Source organism: Providencia sp. PROV048 (assembly GCF_033688165.1).
In the GTDB taxonomy this organism is placed as follows: Bacteria; Pseudomonadota; Gammaproteobacteria; order Enterobacterales; family Enterobacteriaceae; genus Providencia; species Providencia hangzhouensis.
In genome coordinates this window covers 2,661,085-2,684,615 of sequence record NZ_CP096360.1, presented here as the reverse complement: position 1 = coordinate 2,684,615, position 23,531 = coordinate 2,661,085, and the positions used below count along the sequence as shown (strand labels likewise).

Annotated in this window: 17 protein-coding genes; 12 read left to right on the top strand and 5 right to left on the bottom strand. The window is 37.8% G+C overall.

All coding sequences use genetic code 11. The features are described from left to right. Nucleotides 1-486: 486 nt before the first annotated feature. From M1F26_RS11835 to M1F26_RS11820, 4 genes are read left to right on the top strand one after another with little or no spacing between them, the layout of a single operon-like run. On the top strand, nt 487-6,138 hold the full coding sequence (locus tag M1F26_RS11835) for a DUF637 domain-containing protein (RefSeq protein ID WP_140170693.1): 5,652 nt from the start codon (nt 487-489) through the stop codon (nt 6,136-6,138). A 10-nt stretch (nt 6,139-6,148) separates the two neighbouring features. Further along, the gene (locus M1F26_RS11830; RefSeq protein WP_140170692.1) at nt 6,149-6,655 is read left to right on the top strand and encodes a contact-dependent growth inhibition system immunity protein; all 507 of its coding nucleotides are present in this window, start codon (nt 6,149-6,151) and stop codon (nt 6,653-6,655) included. Continuing rightward, nucleotides 6,634-7,068 carry a hypothetical protein gene (locus M1F26_RS11825; RefSeq protein ID WP_140170691.1) on the top strand — a complete coding sequence of 145 codons (435 nt, stop codon included), beginning with the start codon at nt 6,634-6,636 and terminating at the stop codon, nt 7,066-7,068. The genes M1F26_RS11830 and M1F26_RS11825 overlap by 22 nt, the downstream gene beginning before the upstream one ends. 8 nt (nt 7,069-7,076) lie before the next feature. Next, nucleotides 7,077-7,580: a contact-dependent growth inhibition system immunity protein gene (locus M1F26_RS11820; RefSeq protein WP_140170690.1), complete on the top strand. Its 504-nt coding sequence runs from the start codon at nt 7,077-7,079 to the stop codon at nt 7,578-7,580. 298 nt (nt 7,581-7,878) lie between these two features. On the opposite strand, the gene M1F26_RS11815 is transcribed toward M1F26_RS11820, so the two are convergent. Both M1F26_RS11815 and M1F26_RS11810 read right to left on the bottom strand, forming a co-directional pair. After that, entirely contained in the window at nt 7,879-8,496 is a 618-nt protein-coding gene (locus M1F26_RS11815) for a bifunctional 4-hydroxy-2-oxoglutarate aldolase/2-dehydro-3-deoxy-phosphogluconate aldolase (RefSeq protein WP_094961198.1), read from the bottom strand. A 12-nt stretch (nt 8,497-8,508) separates the two neighbouring features. Further along, nucleotides 8,509-9,468, bottom strand: a complete 960-nt coding sequence (locus tag M1F26_RS11810) for a sugar kinase (RefSeq protein WP_140170689.1) — start codon at nt 9,466-9,468, stop codon at nt 8,509-8,511. A 202-nt stretch (nt 9,469-9,670) separates the two neighbouring features. Here M1F26_RS11810 and kdgR point away from each other — a divergent pair, with 202 nt between their 5' ends. Next, a complete protein-coding gene (gene kdgR / locus M1F26_RS11805) occupies nt 9,671-10,453 on the top strand; it encodes a DNA-binding transcriptional regulator KdgR (RefSeq protein WP_180359459.1) in 783 nt (260 codons plus the stop codon). A gap of 176 nt (nt 10,454-10,629) precedes the next feature. Then, nucleotides 10,630-10,989, top strand: a complete 360-nt coding sequence (locus M1F26_RS11800; protein WP_227528808.1) for a hypothetical protein — start codon at nt 10,630-10,632, stop codon at nt 10,987-10,989. A 52-nt stretch (nt 10,990-11,041) separates the two neighbouring features. Here M1F26_RS11800 and M1F26_RS11795 read toward each other — a convergent pair whose 3' ends face one another. After that, nucleotides 11,042-13,084 carry a choline transporter gene (locus M1F26_RS11795; protein WP_004255510.1) on the bottom strand — a complete coding sequence of 681 codons (2,043 nt, stop codon included), beginning with the start codon at nt 13,082-13,084 and terminating at the stop codon, nt 11,042-11,044. 209 nt (nt 13,085-13,293) lie between these two features. Between M1F26_RS11795 and betI the strand changes: the two genes are divergently transcribed. From betI to betA, 3 genes are read left to right on the top strand one after another with little or no spacing between them, the layout of a single operon-like run. After that, nucleotides 13,294-13,896: a transcriptional regulator BetI gene (gene betI / locus M1F26_RS11790; RefSeq protein ID WP_140170686.1), complete on the top strand. Its 603-nt coding sequence runs from the start codon at nt 13,294-13,296 to the stop codon at nt 13,894-13,896. 22 nt (nt 13,897-13,918) lie between these two features. Further along, a complete protein-coding gene (betB, locus tag M1F26_RS11785) occupies nt 13,919-15,397 on the top strand; it encodes a betaine-aldehyde dehydrogenase (RefSeq protein WP_096865098.1) in 1,479 nt (492 codons plus the stop codon). 39 nt (nt 15,398-15,436) lie between these two features. Further along, complete coding sequence (gene betA / locus M1F26_RS11780) at nt 15,437-17,116, top strand: choline dehydrogenase (protein WP_140170685.1); 1,680 nt, start codon at nt 15,437-15,439, stop codon at nt 17,114-17,116. A gap of 337 nt (nt 17,117-17,453) precedes the next feature. Here betA and cutA read toward each other — a convergent pair whose 3' ends face one another. Then, nucleotides 17,454-17,801 carry a divalent-cation tolerance protein CutA gene (cutA, locus tag M1F26_RS11775; RefSeq protein WP_140170684.1) on the bottom strand — a complete coding sequence of 116 codons (348 nt, stop codon included), beginning with the start codon at nt 17,799-17,801 and terminating at the stop codon, nt 17,454-17,456. 636 nt (nt 17,802-18,437) lie between these two features. Between cutA and M1F26_RS11770 the strand changes: the two genes are divergently transcribed. The 3 genes from M1F26_RS11770 (at nt 18,438) to M1F26_RS11760 (ending at nt 21,959) form a co-directional block, all read left to right on the top strand. Continuing rightward, nucleotides 18,438-19,910 carry an anion permease gene (locus tag M1F26_RS11770; protein WP_036957836.1) on the top strand — a complete coding sequence of 491 codons (1,473 nt, stop codon included), beginning with the start codon at nt 18,438-18,440 and terminating at the stop codon, nt 19,908-19,910. 625 nt (nt 19,911-20,535) lie between these two features. After that, a complete protein-coding gene (locus M1F26_RS11765; RefSeq protein ID WP_140170683.1) occupies nt 20,536-21,408 on the top strand; it encodes a DMT family transporter in 873 nt (290 codons plus the stop codon). 230 nt (nt 21,409-21,638) lie between these two features. Then, nucleotides 21,639-21,959 carry a hypothetical protein gene (locus tag M1F26_RS11760; RefSeq protein WP_004910043.1) on the top strand — a complete coding sequence of 107 codons (321 nt, stop codon included), beginning with the start codon at nt 21,639-21,641 and terminating at the stop codon, nt 21,957-21,959. A gap of 58 nt (nt 21,960-22,017) precedes the next feature. Here the strand turns inward: M1F26_RS11760 and M1F26_RS11755 are convergent, their stop codons facing one another. Continuing rightward, nucleotides 22,018-23,109: an NADH:flavin oxidoreductase/NADH oxidase gene (locus M1F26_RS11755; protein ID WP_140170682.1), complete on the bottom strand. Its 1,092-nt coding sequence runs from the start codon at nt 23,107-23,109 to the stop codon at nt 22,018-22,020. Between the last annotated feature and the right edge of the window lie 422 nt (nt 23,110-23,531).

Genomic DNA, 23,531 nt, shown 5'->3' with positions numbered 1-23,531 from the left:
TTGCTATTTGTTTTTTAAACTAATCATGTTTTTAATTTTTATAAGACATATAATAAATTTGATGCTTGCTTGATATATTTATCATCGTTATTTTTTATGCTAGGTCATATAGGGACATATACATGAAAAATACTATTATCATTTTTATGAAAATAATAAGCTTGATATTCACTTTTAATAAATATGCTTATTCTTTTTTGACGTCACTATCAATTTTCAGGGATATCCATGCTCAAGATAAAAATCCAAGATTGATATCAGAATTAAATCAAAGAAAAGAATTATAAAACCAGCCGTTAAAAAAGAAGGAGGAAATGAAAATAGTATTAAAAAAATGGAATTAAACTCATCATATGTTTTAGTTAATGAAGTTAGAACACAAAGAATTCTAGCACTCCCTTGTATTATCCATCGAAATTAAAGGTAAATAATTGGTCATTACATTGGAATATTCAAGTTAACTCATAATCTATGTAGGAGAAGTTTATGGTTGAACATAAAATACCACGTTTGAAGCGTTTTATTATCTACTATCTGATGTGTTTATTTATATTATTTCCGATTAATCCATCTTGGGGTAGTAATGTTTTAATTTCAGGGAATGACTCTTCAGTTTATCAAAAAAACAGCACCACTATTGTTAATATAGCTACTCCAAATGAAAATGGTATTTCGCATAATAAATACCAACAATTTAATGTTCTTGAAAAAGGTATTATATTAAATAATTCAAAGAATACAGTAAAAACTCAACTCGCAGGGGACATAAATGGAAACAATAGGTTAAGAGAAATTAATGCAGAACTGATTATTAATGAAGTTGTAGGAAATAGTCAGTCCCAGTTACTTGGAAAATTGGAAGTGGCGGGAAAATCTGCGAATGTGATTATAGCAAACCCAAATGGAATAACGTGCAATGGATGTAGCTTTATCAATGTTCCCGCGCTCACCCTAACAACAGGAAAACCATTTCTTGGTAGCGACGGTCAATTATCTGCTATTGAAGTAAAAAAAGGGACGATCACCATTGGCAATAAAGGAATGAATGCCGAAACCCCAAATTATACGGATATTATTAGCCAAGCAATGGTTCTTAATGGACAAATTAAAGGGAAAAATGTCTCATTGATGCATGGGAATAATCGTATTGATTTCCAAAAAGGAACTGTAACATCAATTAATGGCGAAATACAAAGCCCTATTATTGCTATTGATACAAAAGCACTTGGAGGCATGTATGCTGGCCAAATAAAATTAACGAGTACAGCATCAGGTATAGGAGTCAATTTAAATAACATTTACACCACTCAAGGGAGCTTAATACTAACTGCTGATGGGAAAATTACAACAAATGGTAATATTCAATCAAAAAATGAAATTAATGTTAGTGGTAAAGAACTCTATATTAAGAAAAATGCAAAATTAAATGCGGAAAATGATATTACCCTTGCGACAAATTCTTTAATCAATAAAGGCGAGATTATAGCAGGTAAGGACATGCGTATTTTTTCTAATACAATTAAAAATACGGGTGAAAAAGCACTTGTTCAAGCGAAAGAAAATTTGTGGATACAGAAAAATGCAATTGGAGATTTAAGTCAATCTATCGTAAACAAGTCCGCAACGATTAAAACAGAAAAGGGAGACTTGGTTGTTAGAGCGAAAGAGGTTGCAAATAACCGAAGCTTAGAGGGACTATATTTTACCGCTCAAGGTAGTGATGATAAAAAATCTGTTTTTTCCAATGATGCAGTGGGTAAGGAATTTAAAAATCCCATTATTTTAAACCCGATAAAAGAAGGAATAACAGATGATGGAGTTCTTTATTTTCTGACACATAATTATGATGTGCCCGCCTATGATTTTAGAGACTGGCAAAATAGTTATTTTGTCAATTCTGGGATTAGTGACCCAAAAAGAAACTTGGAGTTTTTAAATAGATTGCTTGGTGGTACAGTTCCCATTTCTTCCCTACCTGTTATTAATCTAGGAAATTATAAATATGCCTATAAAACCATTGGTAAAACAGGTGATATCTTGGCTGGTAAGAACTTATATATATCCGCTAATGAATTATTAAACTATGGTAGTAATATAAAATCAAAAGAAAATATGATATTGACAGGGAGGAGCTTCATAAATAGTAGTTTATTAGTTCAAAACGAACATGAGCGTTATTATAGGTTTACACCAAATGCCATGCGGAATGAATTAACATTCACAGATAGCCCTGCCATTAGCAATCAATTTATAGATTATAGTATTACTGGGTATAGACTACCTGATGAGACTTTTGCATTACGCCAAATAGACTACCCTATTTATGCTCCTGCCAGTATTTTCGCAGGTAATAATTTTATGAGTGATTTCTTAGAGGATGTGGATTTTAGATATACATCCAATGATAGAATATCACTAGGTAATGGCTTTGTTAAAGGCATTATTAATAAACCTGATTATGGCAACTCAAAAGCAAGTAAGCTATATCCATCTAATCGCTATTCTCACCTTGATTATTATGATGATAAACCTTTCATCGTTCTACCAAAAGATAAAGAAATCATTCAGGATGTACCTAATATTGTTACTGCTAAAAATGTTTTTATCAAGGGGGGAAATGTTAAAATTAATCATGGGTTAAAATCCGAACAGGATGTATACATATTTTCTAATACAAATATTGATTTAGAAAATGCAGAAATAGATACAAAGCATGATTTTATTCTTTCAGCTGATAAAAATATAGAAGTAAGGAAAAATAGTCAAGTAAATGCAAATAATGCGTTTATAAAATCTTTACAAGGCAGTGTGTTGATTTCAAATGACTCGCCTGAAAGATATTACAATAAAAATGGGAAAGCATATGAAGGAAATATTTCAGTTAAAAATGATATCTTAGTGCAAGCAAAAGGAAATGTAATTTTCCTCGATTCAGTGATAAAACCTCTAAATAATTTCTCTGTAAATGCAGGTGAAAATATATTGTTTTTGGAAAACGATATAAATACCCCTAAGATACGAGTTAAAGAGTTATGGGATAGTGAAAAATATAAAACTAATTTTAATAACTTTCTTAACAATAGAGGGAAAATACAAACAAATAAAGACTTATTGCTTCAAGCGGGTGGTAATTTATTTTCATCAGGTTATGGTTTTTATTCTAATAATAACATTAATTTTATAAATGGCTCTGAGCTTTCAATTAGACCTCGATTCTCGTCTGGTGAATATGATGCTGTTCTTACGGACACACTAGATGCATATTTTTTACCAGAAAAAGCGAATGAATTAACGCGAGTATTATCTCATTCACAAATACAGAAACTAATTGCTCCCATTTCCGCTAAAAAAGATCTCACTATGATGAGTGGTGAAGATATGGGGATTATTTCAGCTAACCTTTCGAGTGGGGGAAACATCACACTATCAGCGGGCAAACAACTTACTCTTGATTCTACATCATATTCCTTGACTGACTTCCCAACTAGGAATTTTTATGAAAGGAAAAATTTAGTCACTTCAATAGAGAGTGTTAAAGATATTGTTTTAAGTTCTGCTGGAGATTTTGTTAGTCGAGGCGCTAAGTTAGAAGCAGGTAAAAATATCACAATTACAAGTGATAACAATATCAAGTTTGAAGCATTAACAGAGGAAAGTCGAAAAAATAATACAGATAAAAGGGAACAACGTAGATCAGAAATTCATAGCGGGAAAAATATCACTTTATTGTCAAATGGTAGTACATTATTTCAAGCAACAAAACTTGCAGCGAAAGGCTTTATTGATATTGCAGCTAAGGGGGGGATCCTTTACGCACAATCTATGATTGAAACGACTAAGTGGGAGGAAGAGCGCAAATATTGCAATCGTTTTTTAGGTATAAAATCATGCTTCTGGGGTTCGACCCATGAAATAAAAAACTTTCAATCTGCTACGAATAAAGTCTCTGAATTTGTCGCAAATAAAGATATCAACTTATTTGCCAAAGACGATATCACATTAGAAGCTACAAAACTCAACACCAGACATAATGCAAAGATAACTAGCCAGACTGGTAAGGTGAATTTTAAAGCAGTTAAAAATAGTAAGTTTGAGCAAGTCATTTCTAATTCAACTGGCTTTTATATTACTCACCGGGATAAGGGATATAAAGAGGACTCATGGGTATTACCCTCATTACATATTGGTGGTGCATTGACTGTTGGTGCCGCGAATGGTGTGAGTGCAGATGTTAAAGCTAAAAATGCTCAAAATTTAGAAAGTGTCCTTAATGAATTAGGGAAAAGGGATGAAACTAAATGGCTAGCCAGTTTAAAAGATCGTAAAGATATCCAATGGGATATTGTTAAAGATGCTTATGAGCAATGGGATTATGAAAGTCAGCATTTAAACCCTGTAGTGTCAGCATTGATTATGATTTCAATTGCAGCAATGACTCACGGAACGGCAACCGAGTTTGCAGCTTGGGCATCATCCGGATCTAGTGGTGTGACAGGAGGTGCAATATCCGGAGCGGCTTATAGTGGCGTGATGGCTTTATCAGCTCAAACAGCTAATGCATTGGTTGAAAATAAAGGAGATTTAACAAAAACATTTAATGCATTAGGCCGGAGCGAAACGGTTAAATCGATTATTACCCAGATGGCTGTTTCCGGCGCACTCAGTGGTTTAGATGTTCATATGGAGTGGGGAGCAGGAACTGGGGCTGAAGCGAAGCTACCTTTATTGAGTGATGGTGATTGGAGTAATGTGGCACAACGTGTTGCGGCACAATCTGTTGTTAGTTCAAGCATTAATACATCAATTCAAGGTGGCAGTTTTACTCAAAATTTAAAAAATGCATTTTTAGGTAATGTCGCTAATCAACTGAATGCAGAGGGTGCTAGGCTAATTGGCGATAATGGGCAAATTTTAGGTCAATCAGGGAAAATGCTCAGTCACGCTGCTGTGAGCGGGCTTGCTGCTGAGCTTTCAGGTAACAATACAAAAGGTGCTGTTGTTGGTGCTCTCGCTGCGGAATTTGCAGCGATTGCTCTAGATGATAATTTAATTCAGGCGCATGAATGGAAAAAGAAAGCAGAACAAAAAGCTCAAATGGCGAAAGCTTTTGGCGGATTTGCAGGTGCGATATTTACTGGCGAACCCGGAGGGGTTTATAGCGCAGCAAATAGTGCTGAGAATACTTTTCGTTATAACTATTTATCTCACAAGCAACGTGAGTTAATGGAAAAAGAGCTAGCTGCTGAGCCTAATCTTTTTAAGCGTGCTGGGATCCATATCAAATGGGGATTAGCCAGTAGTCATCAGGATGGTATTTTTGCTGCCGGTTTCGTTGCGGGAGTTCCTGCAGAGTTATGGGATACATTAAAAGATGTTGTAAATGGAACAATAAATTATGAAGAAACATGGGATGGGATACGTGCTTTATTAACAAGTGAAACAATGTTCAGTGATATAGCTGAGGGTGAAAAACAAGATATTCTAAATCGAATTAATAAAATTGAAATCGAATATCAGAAAGCTGGAGCTGATGGTGCGTTTAATGCGGGTTTAGAAACTGGTCAACTATTTACTAAGGTAGCAGGATATATTGTTACTGTTAAAAGTGCTGCTAGCATATCAGCGAATTCAGGCCGATATGTTGATGCGCTATTGAATGGTAAAAAATCTTGGCCTATTATAGATATCAAAGAAATATATAGAATTGAGCCGGACGGTAGAAAAACCTATATGGCTTTTGGAGAAGGCGTTTACAAGCAAGGCTATCCATTTGAAGATTATATTGGTAAATCTAGAAAACTAGCGGATAGTGAAAGGTTACCTGCGGGGACGGAAACATTTGACTATTTTACAAAAAATAAAGAAGCGATAAGTGTAAAAACATTAGATACGGGAGCTAAAACATATCAAAACCCAGTTAAGATCAGTTCAAAAATAAACGGATATATAAATGATGTGGTTAATTTCAAAGGAATAAACAGCATTAAATTTAAGCTTGAAAAGTCAAGTGTAAAAAATAAAACGATAGAGTTAGCTATACCGTGTAAAACTACTCCAGCACAATGGATTGAAATTAATAAATCAATAATTTACGCTAATGATAAAAACATAAAACTTAATATAACGGTTGTTAAGTAAGGAACAATATATGCTTGATTATGATTCTGGGGATAATGTATCAATCCGAGTTAACGAACGATTTTATTTTATATTTGTTCTTTCGGGATATCATTTTTTTGTTAGAGATAATGAGACGCCCGTTTATTGTTTGGAAAAAGATACTACTGAAGAAAAGTTAGGTGAAATGTTAAAGTTAGCATTAAGTCAGTGTCGAATTATAGATCCGTATGAAAATTCTGATTTTTTTGATAGAAAGAGGATTGATGAAGACTATAAAGAGTGGGTTGGTGATGTGTTAATTAAATGTAAGTTTAAAAGTATAAAATCACTTTTTTTAAATATGATGTCATGCAGTATTAAACGAATTAATGGTAACATTATATTGCAACCTAGTTTGCATAAAAAACTAAAAGATTGGACGAGAGATGGATATAGTGATGATGATGATATTATTTTACCGGATACAGTAACAAACGCAGAATTAGGTAAAGCCATAAAGGAAGTGCTTTCTCGTTGCCGAAGTGTGGTCAAGTAAAATGTCTAGGCTGTAGTGAAGGTGTTGGCAAGCAAGGCTATCCATTTGAAGATTATATTGGTAAATCTAGAAAACTAGCGGATAGTGAAAGGTTACCTGCGGGGACGGAAACATTTGACTATTTTACAAAAAATAAAGAAGCGATAAGTGTAAAAACATTAGATACGGGAGCTAAAATATATCAAAACCCAGTTAAGAACAGTTCAAAAATAAACGGATATATAAATGATGTGGTTAATTTTAAAGGGATAGACCAATCAAGGCTCACACTGTTAAATTCAGATATCAAACTAAGGACTATAGAAATAGCAATCCCAAGTAAAACAACTTCAGAACAATGGGTGGAAATTAATAAATCCATAGCTTATTCTATAGAGAATAATATTAATATGAAAATTACAATAGTAAAATAGGGGGGGAGATGGAAAACTATGACTCTGGAAATAATATATCCATTCGAGTAAATGATTTGTTTTATTTTATTATAGTTTTGTCAGGGTATCATTTATTTGTAGTAGATGATACGGTTCCTATAGTATCAGTTAATAAAAAAGTCACAAATAGTGAGCTAGGTAAATTATCTAAAGTTGCTCTAAAAAAATGTAGAGTTATAGATCCTCATGTAGATAACTTTTTTTTTAATAGAGATCGCCTTGCAGAGTGTGAAAAAAAATGGCTCAGTGAAAACTTACCTTCTCTTGGTTTCAAAAATAAAAAAATTTTTTATCAATCAATGATGTTATGCAATATTAGAGAGAAAAATGGTTTTTTAACATTAAGGCCAACACTCCATAAAAAACTAGAAGCATGGACGGGGGATGGATTTACTGAGGATGACTATATTGTTTTGCCGGATAGTGTTTCTGATGAAGAACTCGGTGAAGCCATAAAGGAAGCTATATCTCGTTGCCGAAGTGTTATTTGAAATTTATATTATTAGATAGTTAATAAGATTTTTAATGGGGGATATAAGTAGTATTAATAAAATAAACTTTATTGGTTTTCTTCTGCGAAAATAAAATGTATGCAGTTTCATTCAACTCTTATTTATTTGTAAATTATTTAAGTAAATCTATAATCTAAATTATTAGTAAATTGTATTATATTCTTTGACTAATTTGATAAAGCTAATAATTAAACAATATTTTAATGAACACGAACAACAAAAAAGCCCTTACCATCCAGTAAGGGCACAATAACAACAACGAGATTTTTATTGTTAATTAAATAGTTGCGGCTTCGGCAATGAGTTTGCCGAGCTCTTGCCAGTTTTCACTGTCAATTAATTCATTCGGTACCATCCATGAACCGCCGCACACTAATACAGACGGTAATGCGGTGTATTCTTTTATATTTTTCATACCAATACCGCCAGTTGGCATAAATTTAACCGGGTAAACGGCGCTGAGTGCTTTGAGCATGGCAACCCCGCCAGAGGCTTCGGCTGGGAAGAATTTCAACGTGGTGAGATTAAATTCAAGGGCTTGCTCCACTAAGCTTGGGTTATTCACCCCAGGAATAATAATCACGTTCTTTTGTTGGCAATAAGCCACAATTTTTGGGTTAAAACCCGGGCTGACGATAAAATCTACACCCGCTTCAATGGCTTGGTCAACTTGCTCTGTGGTTAATACCGTACCTGCAGCAATCAATAATTCAGGGTAGGCAGCACGCATATTTTTAATTGCTTGTACTGCGGCAGGGGTGCGGAAGGTGACCTCTGCACATGGCAGGCCATTTTCTACTAAAGCTTTTGCTAATGGCGCACCATGCTCTGCATTATTAATGGTGATAACAGGAACAACATTGAGTTTCTTAATTCTTTCAAGTAATTGATTCATGGTTAAAGCCTCTTAACATGTTTCTAAAGCAGTGGTTGGCATAGCTTCGGATGGAATAATCGCTCCCCGGTGTTGGATGACGGTTCCAGCCAGTAAATGACCTGTTTTTGCCGCTTCGCATGGGTTGCCACCTAAAATACGGCAAGCAAGGTAGCCGGCACTGAAAGAATCCCCTGCTGCAGTGGTATCAACCACGTGGTTGATTTTATTCGCAGGGACTTCAATACGTTCGTTATCGATAATCACAAAGCAGGCACCAGCACCGCGCTTGATCACTATTTCGTTCACATCATATTGTTGGGTACGTGTAATTGCATCAGTTTCATCAATATCACCATAGAGCAGTTGTTCGTCATCAAAGGTCAGAAAAGCGATATCGGTTAAGCTTAAAATTTGCTGATAAGCCTGTTGTGCCGCTTGTTTGGAAGACCAAAGTGCGGGGCGATAGTTATTATCAAACACAATTTGGGCACCATGCTGTTTAGCTTGCTGTAACATTTCAAATAACAACTGGCGTGAAGCGCTAGGTAAAATGGCTAGGCTGATGCCACTTAAATAGATAAATTGTTGCGAATTTAGGATTTGCTGTGTGTGGGCTTTGCTGTTGTGGTCAAGACAAACTGCATCAAGCCAAAATTTTGCCGCGGCATTATCTCGCCAATAGAAAAAGCGGCGTTCGCCATCAGCAGAAGTTTCGATTAAATACATCCCAGGCAAATGTTTGTCCGAAATAAAGACCTCTTCAGTATTGATGCCTTCTTGTTGCCAACTGCTTAGCATTTGCTGGCTGAATGGGTCCTGACCTAAACCGGTGATGTAACGGGTTGTCACACCGTGATCTTTAGTTAAACGAGACAGGTATAGCGCGGTATTGAGTGTATCCCCACCAAATGTTTGTCTATAAAGTTCACCCGATTTTTGCAACTCAACCATGCATTCGCCAATAACGGCAACTTGCGGATGTGTATTCATTTTCACCACCTGCGCGATTACGACTTAGTAAACTATTGCTACTTAATGATGCTATTAAAACCCATTTTAAATAGAACTTCAATAAAAATGAAACGCCGTTTTAAAAATATCGAATCGCCGTTCTTGTTTTTATCATGATAGCCACTTATGCTATTAGTTAGGATGTAATGTCGATATCAATTTATAGGATGATGGAAAAATAATGGATAAAACGACTCAAACGGATGCTGTTTCAGCAGTGGTTAAGGTATTTAGCATTCTTAGCGCCCTTGGTGAGCAAAAAGAGATTGGTGTGTCTGAGCTTTCACAGCGTTTATTGATGTCAAAAGCCACGACATTTCGTTTTCTGCAAACGATGAAACAGTTAGGATATGTGGATCAAGAAGGTGAAGCAGATAAGTATTCACTGACCTTAAAACTCTTCGAATTAGGGGCAAAATCCCTCGAGTATGTTGACCTGATAGAAATTGCAGATAAAGAAATGCGCCGTATTGGCCAATTAACCTATGAAGCGGTGCATTTGGGTGCATTAGATGAAGATGCCATTATTTATATCCATAAAATCGACTCGAGTTATAATTTACGCATGTATTCACGGGTTGGGCGTCGTAACCCATTGTATTGCACCGCAATCGGTAAGATTTTACTCGCTTGGCAAGATGAAGAATCCATTCGTTTGGCATTGAAAGATGAAACTTTTAGTCAAAAAACGGCAACAACAATTTTAACGATAGAAGACCTGCTGACGGAATTAGCTACAGTTCGTGAATGCCATTATGCACAAGACAGAGAAGAGCAAGAGTTAGGCCTGCGCTGTATTGCTGTGCCAGTGTATGACCGCTTAGGTCATGTGGTTGCAGGGCTATCGATTTCGTTCCCAACGATTCGTTTTGATGAGCAGCATATTGATGACTATGTCCAATTACTGAAAACGGCGGGGCGTAATATTTCAGAGAAAATGGGCTATCACCAATATCCATCATAGGGTTGATATAACAAGGCTAAGCTAATTTCAATGATGTATCAATCAATTGATTTAATAACTTATGTAAATTATTTATTTGAATATTAAGGATTTTATAAATTTCACTTATTATTATTCAACACCATGTGTTTCTGCTGACATATAATATTTACTTATGGATACAGCAGGAAATTGATATGTTTAAAAAGGTTATTATTGTTATTTTTCTTTGTTTTACTTCTTATGGCTTTGCCAGCGACTTTACATTTAAAGAAAAGTCACCCGCTGATCGCGAGTTTAATCAAGACTACCAAGGAATTAAAAAATTACAGACACAACAAAAGTTTGTCTTTGATCCCAAAAAGAAACTTCCACAAGAAGAACAAAGTTATCAAGCTTTGTTAGAGCAGCGAAATGCAGATGAAAATGCGTTTTCAAAACATTTTAATGTGTGTGATGTTAACCCGACGGGAGCGGGGTGCCCTCATTCAATGGCCTGGATGAATGACCGCCAGAAAATGAAGAAAATGCTAGAGCAAGCGGGCCGCCCTTATTGATAAGTTGTTCATTTGTTGACTCTAAGGGAGCATCGCTCCCTTAGAGTTCAAGCTAGACAGATTCAGGGAATGTTAAGGTTGCCCCGGGGGCTTCACGGCTTAAATGAATGAAATTCATATGTTTTTCATATTGGTCTAGAATATCGCTAATCACTTGTTCTTTGGTGTAATCCATTAAATCATTCCCTTGTGAGCCTTCCCATAAGAAGGTTTCTAAGCGGTAATAATGGGATTTCCCTGAACGTGCGCGATAGGTAAAACCGGGAACTGAATAGCGCTGTGGCCACACTTGGTAAATAAAGCTTTGTTCTTCGCCTAGGTCGACCGTTAATTCTAAATGGTCTAATCGCTCATCAGCAATGGGTGGCAAGGTGTTAAATTCCACTTTTGCTCCCCTTAAACTGAGCTCTTTTGCCACTTCTTGCATGGCAGGAATGCAGACCAAATCAAGCATCCGCTGGGTATAAGTCGTTCCCGGGAAATTCATCACTCGTCCCAAACGCTGTTTCCAATTGAGTGTTCCGTTGCCATATAGTGGTGCAGGGGCATTGGTATTTAGCGAACTAACGCGTCTAAAGTCCTCAACTTTTAATGACTTATATAGCCCAGCCATAATAAAGAAGATAACAAAACTAAAGGGCAAGCCCATGATCACCGTCGTATTTTGTAACGCAGCGACGCCATCCGTCATTAACATCCCTAAGGTAAGTAAGCCAATTGCGACAGACCAGAAAATTCGCAACCAATTAGGGGCGTCATTGTTAATATCACTGAGTTTTGAGGTGAAATTGCCTAATACTAATGAACCGGAGTCAGCAGAGGTGACATAGAACAACAGCCCAGTAATGGTTGCAACAGAAGCGGTTAGGCCAAAGCCGGGGTAAAGTTCAAGCAGTGAATAGAAGCCTTTTTCGGGGGCGTCGAGGACGGTTTTTGCAAGTTCACTATTGCCGTGAATGATTTCATATAATGCACTATTACCAAAAATAGATAGCCATAATAGTGTGAAAACAAATGGAATAATTAATGTGCCAATCACAAACTGTCGAATCGTTCGGCCGCGCGAAATACGAGCAAGGAATAACCCAACAAATGGTGACCATGCTACCCACCATGCCCAGAAAAACAGCGTCCAGCTATTCATCCAATCCGTTGGGCGGTCAAAGGCAAAGCTGTTGAGGGTCATACCCATAAAGCGGTTAATATAGTCCCCCACATTCAGCACTAAGGCATTGAGTAGGAACTCAGTATCGCCGACAAATAAGATAAATAAAATCAAACCAAATGCTAAAAGCACATTGAGCTCGGATAACACCCTAATACCTTTATTTACCCCAGATGTGGCGGAAATTACAGCCATAATCACCGATAGCAGGATCAACCCACTTTGCACGGGGAGCCCTTGAGGTAAGTCGAATAAGACTTTGAGACCATAATTCAGCTGAACAACCCCAATCCCCAATGTTGTTGCGATACCGAAAATCGTCCCTAATACCGCAGCAATATCCACAGTATGGCCAATTGGGCCGTCAATCCGCTTGCCAAATATTGGATAAAGTGCGGAGCGAATGGTCAGCGGCAAGTTATAACGATAACTGAAATAACCCAGTGCAATCCCCATTAAGGCATACATAGACCAGCCCGTTAGGCCATAGTGGAACAGTGTCCACACCATCGCCTGACGAGCTGCTTCTAAGGTTTCGCCTTCGCCCGTTGGCGGCAGCATATATTGGGTGACCGGCTCAGCGACAGAGAAAAACATTAAATCGATACCAATTCCTGCCGCGAATAGCATCGCAGACCAGCTGAGCACGCTAAATTCAGGTTTAGATTGTTCAGGGCCGAGTTTGATATTACCAAAGCGTGAGGTAGCAACGAAAATGACAAAAACAATATAAAGCGTTGCTGCTAGCAGGTAATACCAACCAAAGGTTTTAGATACCCACCCAAGCGCGGCAACGATCCACTGATTTGCTGTTTCAGTCATCAAGATGGTGAAAAAAGAAAACGCCAGAATAAGACCGGCGGAAGTAAAAAAAACCACAGAATTCAATTTATCCTTCTGCTTATTTTTTGGGCTATTTTGAGTTGTCATTGGACATTCCACATTTTTATTTATTTAACAGGTTAAAATTACTTTCTAAGCTAATCTATTGATTTATCAGCTAAGATTTGGTTTTTGTTATCTTCTCTCTTATGTTAATTGTGAATGAATTGTTGTAAACAATAGTTAATATTGATTGAACATTCAATCAAAAAAACGTTTAATAAAAGGGATCAATGTATTTTTTAGGTTCAAATACCATGCCGAAGATAGGAATGCAGTCGATACGTAAACAACAGTTAATTCAAGCCACATTGGCTGTGATTAATGAAGTTGGAATGCAGGAAGCCAGTTTTGTGTTAATTGCCCGTAAAGCCGGGGTTTCTACAGGGATCATCAGCCATTATTTTCGTGATAAAAATGGCTTGCTTGAAGCCACTATGCGCCATATTCAATACCAGTTGGGTTTTGCGGTGGCAATGCGTTTACGCATGTTAACCGGAGCGGAGCCAAAACGACGAATTCAGGCGATTGTTGAAGGCAACTTCGACCCAACGCAAACCAGTGAGGCCGCGATGAAAACGTGGCTAGCCTTTTGGGCTAGCAGTATGCATCAACCGAATTTAAACCGCTTACAACAGGTTAATGACCGGCGTTTGTATTCAAACTTAAGCTATGAGTTTGGGCGGGTATTAAACAAGGCAGATGCGCGGATGGCAGCGAAGGGGCTGGCTGCTTTAATTGATGGCCTATGGCTACGTAGTGCTTTGAGTAATGAACAATTTCCTGTTAAGGATGCACTCAAAATCACTAACGAATACATCGATATGCAACTACAACGTGCTGAGGTTTTAGGAACCTAATAACCAATTCAGAGGAGATAATATGCAACATCCACCGATACATAAGCTTTATATTCATGGTGGTTATGTCGACAGTTCACAACCTGAATGCGGGCGATTTCCTGCAATCAACCCTGCCAATGGGGAAACTATCGCGGATCTGCAATCTGCGACCCTTGAAGATATCCAATGGGCGGTAGAAAGCGCTAAACAAGGCCAGAAAGTCTGGGCGGCAATGACTGCGATGGAACGCTCACGTATTTTACGCCGTGCGGTGGATATTTTACGAGAACGTAACGACGAATTGGCTTACCTCGAAACCCTTGATACGGGCAAACCGCTTTCTGAAACTCGTTATGTGGATATCGTTACAGGGGCGGATGTTCTTGAATACTATGCAGGTTTAATTCCGATGCTGGAGGGGCAGCAAATCCCTTTGCGTGATAGCTCGTTTGCTTATACTCGTCGTGAACCTCTTGGGGTTGTGGCAGGTATTGGTGCATGGAATTATCCTATCCAAATTGCGTTATGGAAATCAGCTCCTGCACTAGCAGCAGGTAATGCTATGGTGTTCAAACCCAGTGAAGTTACTTCGTTAACAGCGTTAAAGTTGGCTGAAATATACACTGAAGCGGGCGTGCCAGCAGGGGTATTTAACGTAGTGACAGGCCAAGGCGGTGAAGTGGGGCAATGGTTAACAGAGCACCCTGATATTGCCAAAGTTTCATTCACAGGGGGGATCGCAACCGGTAAAAAAGTGATGGCGAATGCATCAGCTTCTTCTTTAAAAGAGGTGACGATGGAACTAGGCGGTAAATCGCCTCTAATTATTTTTGATGATGCAGACTTAGATAAAGCCGCGGATATTGCCATGATGGCGAATTTTTATAGTTCAGGCCAAGTGTGTACCAATGGAACACGGGTTTTTGTGCCTGAATCGCTTAAATCACAGTTTGAGGACAAGATCACTGAACGTGTGGCTCGCATTAAAATAGGTTCACCCGTTGACGAAAACACCAACTTTGGGCCATTAGTCAGTTTTGCTCATATGGAAAACGTGTTGCGTTATATTGCGTTAGGCAAACAACAAGGCGCGAGGTTATTGTGCGGTGGTGAACGCTTAATGGATGGCGATTTTGCACAGGGAGCTTATGTTGCACCAACCGTATTCACCGATTGCCACGATGAAATGCAAATCACACAGGAAGAAATTTTTGGCCCTGTTATGAGTATTTTGAGTTATCAATCGGAAGACGAAGTGATTGCTCGTGCGAACAATAGTGTGTACGGGTTAGCAGCAGGATTGGTGACACAAGATTTAACACGTGCACACCGTGTTATTCATCAATTAGAGGCTGGGATTTGTTGGATTAATACATGGGGTGAATCACCAGCACAAATGCCTGTGGGCGGATATAAGCATTCCGGCGTTGGCCGCGAAAATGGCGTTATGACACTGCAAAATTATACACAAGTGAAATCCATTCAAGTGGAACTGGGGGAATTTGCATCCGTTTTTTAATCACATCATTTTAATTTGACTGAAACAGAGGAGATAACAATGGTCTATGACTATATTATTATCGGTGCTGGTTCAGCCGGTAACGTTCTTGCTACCCGCCTGACAGAAGATCCTGATGTTACTGTGCTGCTCCTTGAAGCAGGAGGACCGGATTACCGGTTCGACTTTCGCACACAAATGCCAGCGGCATTAGCGTACCCATTACAAGGGCGACGTTATAATTGGGCTTATGAAACTGACCCTGAACCGCATATGAACCACCGCCGTATGGAGTGTGGTCGTGGAAAGGGGCTTGGTGGCTCATCATTAATTAATGGGATGTGTTACATCCGAGGGAATGCTCTAGACTTTGATGGTTGGGCGAAAACGCCTGGGTTAGAAGACTGGTGTTACCTTGATTGTTTACCTTATTTTAGAAAAGCGGAAACACGTGATATTGGCCCGAATGATTATCACGGCGGAGATGGCCCCGTTAGTGTGGCAACACCGAAAAATGGCAATAATGTGCTATTTCATGCGATGGTGGAAGCTGGCGTACAAGCAGGATACCCGCAAACAGATGATTTAAATGGGGTTCAACAAGAGGGTTTTGGCCCAATGGACCGTACAGTCACACCGCAAGGGCGACGAGCAAGTACAGCAAGAGGGTATTTGGACCAAGCGAAAAAGCGTAATAACCTGACTATTCTTACCCATGCCACGACAGATACCATTGAGTTTGAAGGGAAAAAAGCGGTTGGTGTTAAATATTATCAAGGTAATAGCACTACGCCTACGGTGGTGAAGGCGAGTAAAGAGGTTCTTTTATGTGCAGGTGCGATCGCCTCACCGCAAATTTTGCAGCGTTCTGGAGTTGGGCCTGAGGATGTTTTGGCTGAGTTCAATATTCCAGCTGTGCACGTTTTACCTGGTGTTGGGCAAAACTTGCAAGATCATCTTGAAATGTATTTGCAATATGAATGCAAACAACCAGTTTCATTATATCCAGCCTTAAAATGGATAAACCAACCTAAAATAGGCGCTGAATGGCTATTTAAAGGGACTGGAATTGGCGCAAGCAACCAATTTGAAGCAGGTGGGTTTATCCGCACTAGCGAAAAATTCGCATGGCCAAATATTCAATTCCACTTTTTGCCTGTGGCGATTAACTATAATGGTAGTAATGCAGTCAATCAGCATGGTTTTCAAGCCCATGTAGGCTCAATGCGATCGCCTAGTCGAGGGCGTGTTCGCTTGAAATCCCTAGACCCAAACCAGCATCCAAGTATTTTGTTTAATTACATGTCATCGGAGCAAGATTGGGAAGAGTTTCGTGCCGCTATTCGTATTACTCGTGAAATTATGGCTCAGCCAGCACTTGACCCATATCGTGGGGATGAAATAAGCCCTGGCAAACAGATTAGCACTGATGAAGAGCTAGATGCATTTGTGCGCGAGAGAGCAGAAACTGCTTTTCATCCGTGTGGAACCTGTAAAATGGGTTACGATGATATGGCTGTCGTGGATGGTGCAGGGCGAGTTCACGGTATTGAAAATCTACGGGTTATCGATGCATCGATTATGCCGTTGATCATTACAGGGAATTTAAATGCAACGACCATCATGATTGCAGAGAAAATTGCCGATAAAATTCGAAACCGTCCTCCGTTACCCACAAGCGATGCAGATTATTATGTAGCAGGTGATAGGCAAGTGAGAAACCCGCCATTACGAGATTAGCTTATTCAGGCTGTTTTTTATACACAAAGCGGTTGGTGTTAATATCAGTCGCTTTTTTCTTTAAGGAGAATACCGATAATAATAACAGCTGTCTAACCATGTAATGCCAAAGGGGCGAATAAATCGGACTTTTAGCAGGTTGAAGGAATATACGCTAGTCAATTTTAGACAAAAAAAACCTCCAAATATTAAGGAGGGAAAATAAATATAAAGCGAGCTTATTTATATAGCACTAATTTACGGTAAACCATAGCCGACCAGTTGAATTAATTTATACAAAAATGATATTAGCTCACAATTTATAACGCTATAGTTATTAAATTCAGATTAATACCTATTATTTGACAGAGTTAATCAGCCATTGCAGATAATTGTCTTCAACTTGGCTTGGGTCTAAGCGAATGAGTTCTGGAGTTTCATATGGGTGTATTTCTTTTATTGCATTAAATAGATTAAGTTGGTTTCCTTGGGTCGTTTTGATCAAGAGTAAAACATCCTTATCTTGCGTGATATTACCATGCCATAGATAAACAGATGTTATTTCAGGCAGTAGGGAAACACATGCTGCTAAGCGATTAGCGAGTAAGTGTTGGGTAATTTTAATTGCACTTTCATGGCTATTGGTTGTACATAATACAATACATGGTTGTTGAGAGTTTGTGATGTAAATGTTATCGGTGGGCATTTCGTTTCCTTATTAGTCGTATTTTGATAAGTTTGATTACTCACATTTAGATTAGAGATAAAAATGGTATTGAGAATAGAGCATAATCACTATAAGTGTTTTTTTAAATTATCAGATTAGATAATAACTAATGTTAATTAAGCAGAGGTATTAATTTAATAGTAATATGCGTGTTTTTTAATCAATGTTGTCATTGTTATAATTTTTTATATATTCAATATAATTTTGAATATTCCTTGGTTTTATTTTATTAATTCGATTCAGCAATCATAAATTGAGGATGAACTATAAAAAAAATTGAAATTTTAGTATATTACTAACCAAATTTGATCATGTGACAAATGTGATTGTGTGTTGTTAACCTAGTAACAGAGCAAATAATAATCCCAGTTTTATTCTTACTCTTATTAATGTAAGTGTAGGCTTATCTTTTTGTGCAAGAAATATGGAACGATTGATATCTGAAATAATATATTACACATCGTTACAAACTGGCTTAAAATTTATCATAAAAGAATTCACGTACTGATAAATATCAAGGTTTTTGAGCTATATATTGTTAATCTAAAGATAAAATTAGAATATATAACTGAAATTACTCTGTATTTCCATCTTTATACGTGTATGGATAACCTTATGAATAAACTAACACCTTTAAAACCTGTACCAACTCTAATCGCAGTTGCAATAACATTAATTATTTGGTTCTTAATTCCTGTTCCCGAAGGTGTTAATCCAAATGCGTGGCATCTTTTAGCATTATTTGTAGGTACTATCGCTGCTATTATTGGTAAAGCTTTACCAATAGGAGGTGTATCTATTGTCGCTATTTCATTAGTTGCAGTAACCGGGGTCACTAACCCTGAATCAACTAAAGGGGCAATTGCGGATGCTTTAAGTGGCTTTTCTAATGATCTAATTTGGCTAATTGGTATTTCTATCATGGTTTCCATGAGCTTGAATAAAACAGGCCTGGGGGCAAGGATAGGTTATTATGTCATTTCTTTATTCGGTAAAAAAACATTGGGTATTGCTTATTCATTGGCAATAGCAGAAACAATATTGGCGCCTGTGACACCAAGTAACACGGCTCGAGGTGGGGGAATTATTCACCCAATTATGCGTTCGATCTCGGATAGTTTTGGGTCAAAGGCTGAAGATGGAACCGCAGGTAAGATAGGGCGTTATTTATCGCTCGTTAACTACAATATTAACCCAATCACTTCTGCAATGTTTATTACGGCGACAGCGCCAAACCCATTAATTGTCAGTTTGATTATTAGTGAAACAAGCCAAGAAAATGAATTAACTTGGGGTATGTGGGCGATTGCGGCGTTTGTTCCTGCCATCGTGTCATTAATATTAATGCCTTTGGTGATCTATTTGATGTATAAGCCGGAAATTACTTCAACACCGGATGCGCCAAATTTTGCCAAAGAACGTTTACAACAATTAGGCCCAGTTTCATTACCTGAAAAAATAACTCTCGGTGTTTTTGGGTTGTTACTTTTGTTGTGGGCTGGTGTTCCTGCCATGATTTTTGGGCCTGCATATAGTGTTAATGCAACCACCGCGGCGTTTATTGGGTTGAGTGTTCTATTAGCGACAGGGGTTATTAATTGGGATGATGTTCTGAAAAACAAAGGGGCATGGGATACTGTCGTTTGGTTCTCTGCCTTAGTCATGATGGCGAGTTTTTTAGGTAAGCTCGGTCTCATAAAGTGGATGTCATTAACCGTCGGTGCAACTATTGATGGATTAGGCATTAGCTGGGTATGGGGAATGCTAATTCTTGTTTTAATTTATGTGTATTCTCACTATTTCTTTGCGAGTACAACCGCGCATATTACGGCGATGTATGCAGCATTTTTCTCGGCAGGTTTAGCTCTTGGCGCTCCACCAATGTTATTAGCTTTAACATTAGCATTCTCATCGTCACTAATGATGTCATTGACACACTATGGTACGGGTACTGCACCTATCATTTTTGGTTCGGGTTATGCAACCCTTGCGGAATGGTGGAAAACAGGTTTCGTGATGAGCGTAGTTAACTTAGCCATTTGGTTCTTTATTGGTAGCGTTTGGTGGAAATTCTTAGGTTACTGGTAATTAGTTGAATTAGCTATTTTAGCTATATCAAAGAAAGTTAATAGAAATCGGGCGATAGGCTCGATTTCTTCTTTTTAAAAGCTCATCCTACAAATAAGTGGTTATTGTGATAACAAGACCACTAATGATAGAAATTAGCATCACTTTTCCCCAACTGAAGACTGACGATGATTTTAAAGCGTGCTGCCATAACAAACTTATTTCATCGGCATGTGCATATTTTCTCTTATTGATCGCAGTCTTAATTTTTTTGATTTTATCATTATCTATCAGTAATGTTTTTTGAATAACCATGATATAACCTTTCATCAAGTTGTGCATTGTTTGTCTACCCTTGATTATCTCAGGCTATGTAAGAAGATAAATTGATGAGATTCTATGCAAACTTCCCCATTTATCGCGTTTAAAATCAGACTTAGTCTAGTTAATAAGAAAAAAGCAGCCTAGAAGTAAAATTATCTTTATTAAGAGGAAATGGCTCTTAATTTAAGGTCATATTTATCGTTCTTTGGCGAGATATTTTTTATTTAGGGGAGTCGGAGAGAAAGGCCATAAATGTGATTGGTTTACATACAAAAGCCAGTATGATGTATCTGCGAGTCAGTTAATTTATCCAGAGGAACACATGTATTCACAAAGAAAGGCAGAATTTTTCTTGGTGCTTACCACGATAATCGCGGCTTGGGGGTGGGTATTTTCCCGAGAATCAGTGCAGGGAATGCCTATTTTTGCCTTTCTTGGTAGCCGTTTTTTATTTGCAGCCATCATTTTAGCCCCTTTTTGTCGAGGGAAAAAAAATAGAATAACGGTGAAGCAATTACCAAAAATATTAATGACAGGCGGTTGGATGTCATTAAATATGGCGCTCTGGATCCACGCGGTGGCAATAACAGACTCAATTGGCGAAGGGGCTTTTATTATGAGCCTCGCTATGTTATTTGTTCCGTTAGTTGCATGGGTTATTTTAAAAAATAAACCTGTTCGTTATTTCTGGGAAGCACTCCCTGTTGCGGTATTAGGGCTGGCATGCTTAACCCTATTTAAGGCTCAACTTGAATTTAAAGCAAGTCAACTGTGGTTTCTTGGCGCGGCAATTGTCCAAGCTATCTATTTTTGTTATACCAGTTTATATACCCGAACAATTCCTCTTTTACCGTTAACGGCCATTCAACTTGCTTGTACAGGAATGACAGGGCTAGTCTTGTCATTCTTTTTAGAAGAATGGCCGAGCAGCATGACAACGCCTACCATGATGTGGTTTATTGCTAGTGTGGTGATAGCAACGAGTTTGCGCTTTGTGTTACAGCTTATTGGTCAAAAAAATACCACAGCAGGAAATGCGGCAATTATTATGATCCTTGAACCCGTGATGACCGTTTTTGTCGCGGCGATTTGGTACCATGAAAGAATGCCTTTTATCCAAATTGTGGGTTGTGTGCTAATTTTATCGTCATTATTCTACTATCGATGGCGCTGTTCTAATTCATTGCCAAGGTAGAATATACATAATAAAAAATGGGTTAATACAGCTTTTTTACCAGAAAACAGCTATGATTGTTATGAATAGTCAGTGATAGGGATATTAATCTTAATAAGAGCGTCTTATTTTGCGTATTAAGATTAATGGTATTGAAAATATAAACGATATATCCAAAATAGCGTGAACTAGGAATAATAGCGGTTTATTATTATCACCTTAGTTAAAGCTGAATAGGAAATGGGCATAAAATGAAAAAATTAGCATTAATATTAGGTATGGCGGGAGCGATGGTTGTGTTGTCTGCATGTTCTGATGAAAAATCAGAAATTGCGGAGTACAAAGAGAATTTTGTGAATACCTGTGTTGTTGCATCAGGAAACCCGCAAGGTGAAACGGCAAATGCGGTCAGTGCAATTTGTGGTTGTGCCTACGATAAAACAATTGAAAAATATGGTTTAGCTGAGTTTAAACGTATGGATGCGGAATTAGAAAAATCAGGTACTGCAGAACCTGAATTCCAAAAAACCATGATTGAATTTGTTCAACAGTGTTCGACTAACGCGCGTTAATTGTTTATTACTCGCAGCTATTTATTATCAATCAACAATAGCTGCGAGTTTATTATTTTTATTTAAATAAATGTTTAAATTGATGTGGAGCACTGCGCAAGTATTGTGGCGCAACATCTATCTGTTCATTCAATTCGCTCGCTGCTCGCCAAGGCCAGCGTGGTTCAAATAATATACCTCTACCGATTGCCACAAAATCTGCTTGGTGAGTTGCCACAATGGCTTCTGCTTGCAAAGGTTCAGTGATAAGACCGACAGCAATGACAGGCATCATAGTATTCTCATGAATAGCTTGTGCTAAAGGGACTTGGTAATTTGGGCTCAATGGTATCTGTTGTTCAGTTGATAACCCGCCAGATGAGACGTGGATATAGTCACAACCTAAATCTTCTAATAATTCTGTTAGCTCAATTGATTCAGGTACGCTCCAACCCGATTCAAGCCAATCTGTTGCGGAGATCCGTACACCAATTGCAACATTAGGGTTAATGGCTTCTCTCATCTCATGGAAAATATTAATCAGTAAGCGAGTACGATTCTTAAAGCATCCACCATATTCATCTTGTCGTGAGTTTGAAACTGGCGATAGGAATTCATGCAGTATATATCCATGAGCAGCATGGATCTCAATAACGTCAAAACCTGCTTTTTCTGCCCGAATTGCTGCCTCAATAAATTGCTGTTTGAGCTGAGAAATTTCTTCAATAGTTAATGCATGTGGAATTGCATTATTACCAAAAGCCAGTGCTGATGGTGCTACAGTCTGCCAGCCATTAGGTTGTGTGGACTGAATACTATTACCTCCTAACCAAGGTAAATCTGTTGATGCTTTCCTACCAGCGTGAGCGATTTGTACTCCTAAGCGTGCATCTGAATATTGCCGGATATCGCTGAGCATTTGTTGCATTGCTGTCATTTGCTCTTCATTCCATAAGCCTAGGTCTTTGTAGGTAATACGACCTTCAGGAACAACAGCACTGGCTTCTACAATAACTAAAGAGGCACCTGATAAAGCAAGGTTCATGTAGTGGGCTTTATGCCATGCTGTTGGCATACCATTTTCTGCAGAATATTGGCACATTGGGGGAACAATAATACGATTTTTCAGCGAAACTTGGCCTATTGATGCGGGTGAAAAAAGGTGGCTCATTGGAACTTTCCTTATTAGCAAACTTAAATTATTTTAATATTATACCCAGTTAGCCAAAATTTTTTTGTGAGATGGTGTGGTATTAAGGGGGAAAATTTGTTTTACAGCGAATTATTGAAGGAAAATCAAGTAAATTTTTGCAGATTTGATCAATACCATAAAAAGTATATTTCCCTAGCAATATGATGCAAAAAGAGGAAAAAAATATAAAAAAATGAGATAAAAAATAAAATATAATAATAACTATTATTTTTTGATTGTTATAATTCTGTAACTTATAAATAAAATAATAACTCCCACGCCAGAGTGGTGTTAATGTCTGCTTATGGTTTTAATGGTTCTAATAGAGAATAAAACTATTTTTTTATTTTAAATGATAATTTAAATAATGATTAATACGTTGTTTGTGAAGCAAAAATATA

Coding starts and splice junctions, on each gene's coding strand:
- M1F26_RS11835 (WP_140170693.1), top strand. CDS start 487: ATGGTTGAACATAAAATACCACGTTTGAAGCGTTTTATTATCTACTAT.
- M1F26_RS11830 (WP_140170692.1), top strand. CDS start 6,149: ATGCTTGATTATGATTCTGGGGATAATGTATCAATCCGAGTTAACGAA.
- M1F26_RS11820 (WP_140170690.1), top strand. CDS start 7,077: ATGGAAAACTATGACTCTGGAAATAATATATCCATTCGAGTAAATGAT.
- M1F26_RS11815 (WP_094961198.1), bottom strand. CDS start 8,496: ATGAATCAATTACTTGAAAGAATTAAGAAACTCAATGTTGTTCCTGTT.
- M1F26_RS11810 (WP_140170689.1), bottom strand. CDS start 9,468: ATGAATACACATCCGCAAGTTGCCGTTATTGGCGAATGCATGGTTGAG.
- kdgR (WP_180359459.1), top strand. CDS start 9,671: ATGGATAAAACGACTCAAACGGATGCTGTTTCAGCAGTGGTTAAGGTA.
- M1F26_RS11800 (WP_227528808.1), top strand. CDS start 10,630: ATGTTTAAAAAGGTTATTATTGTTATTTTTCTTTGTTTTACTTCTTAT.
- M1F26_RS11795 (WP_004255510.1), bottom strand. CDS start 13,084: ATGACAACTCAAAATAGCCCAAAAAATAAGCAGAAGGATAAATTGAAT.
- betI (WP_140170686.1), top strand. CDS start 13,294: ATGCCGAAGATAGGAATGCAGTCGATACGTAAACAACAGTTAATTCAA.
- betB (WP_096865098.1), top strand. CDS start 13,919: ATGCAACATCCACCGATACATAAGCTTTATATTCATGGTGGTTATGTC.
- betA (WP_140170685.1), top strand. CDS start 15,437: ATGGTCTATGACTATATTATTATCGGTGCTGGTTCAGCCGGTAACGTT.
- cutA (WP_140170684.1), bottom strand. CDS start 17,801: ATGCCCACCGATAACATTTACATCACAAACTCTCAACAACCATGTATT.
- M1F26_RS11770 (WP_036957836.1), top strand. CDS start 18,438: ATGAATAAACTAACACCTTTAAAACCTGTACCAACTCTAATCGCAGTT.
- M1F26_RS11765 (WP_140170683.1), top strand. CDS start 20,536: ATGTATTCACAAAGAAAGGCAGAATTTTTCTTGGTGCTTACCACGATA.
- M1F26_RS11760 (WP_004910043.1), top strand. CDS start 21,639: ATGAAAAAATTAGCATTAATATTAGGTATGGCGGGAGCGATGGTTGTG.
- M1F26_RS11755 (WP_140170682.1), bottom strand. CDS start 23,109: ATGAGCCACCTTTTTTCACCCGCATCAATAGGCCAAGTTTCGCTGAAA.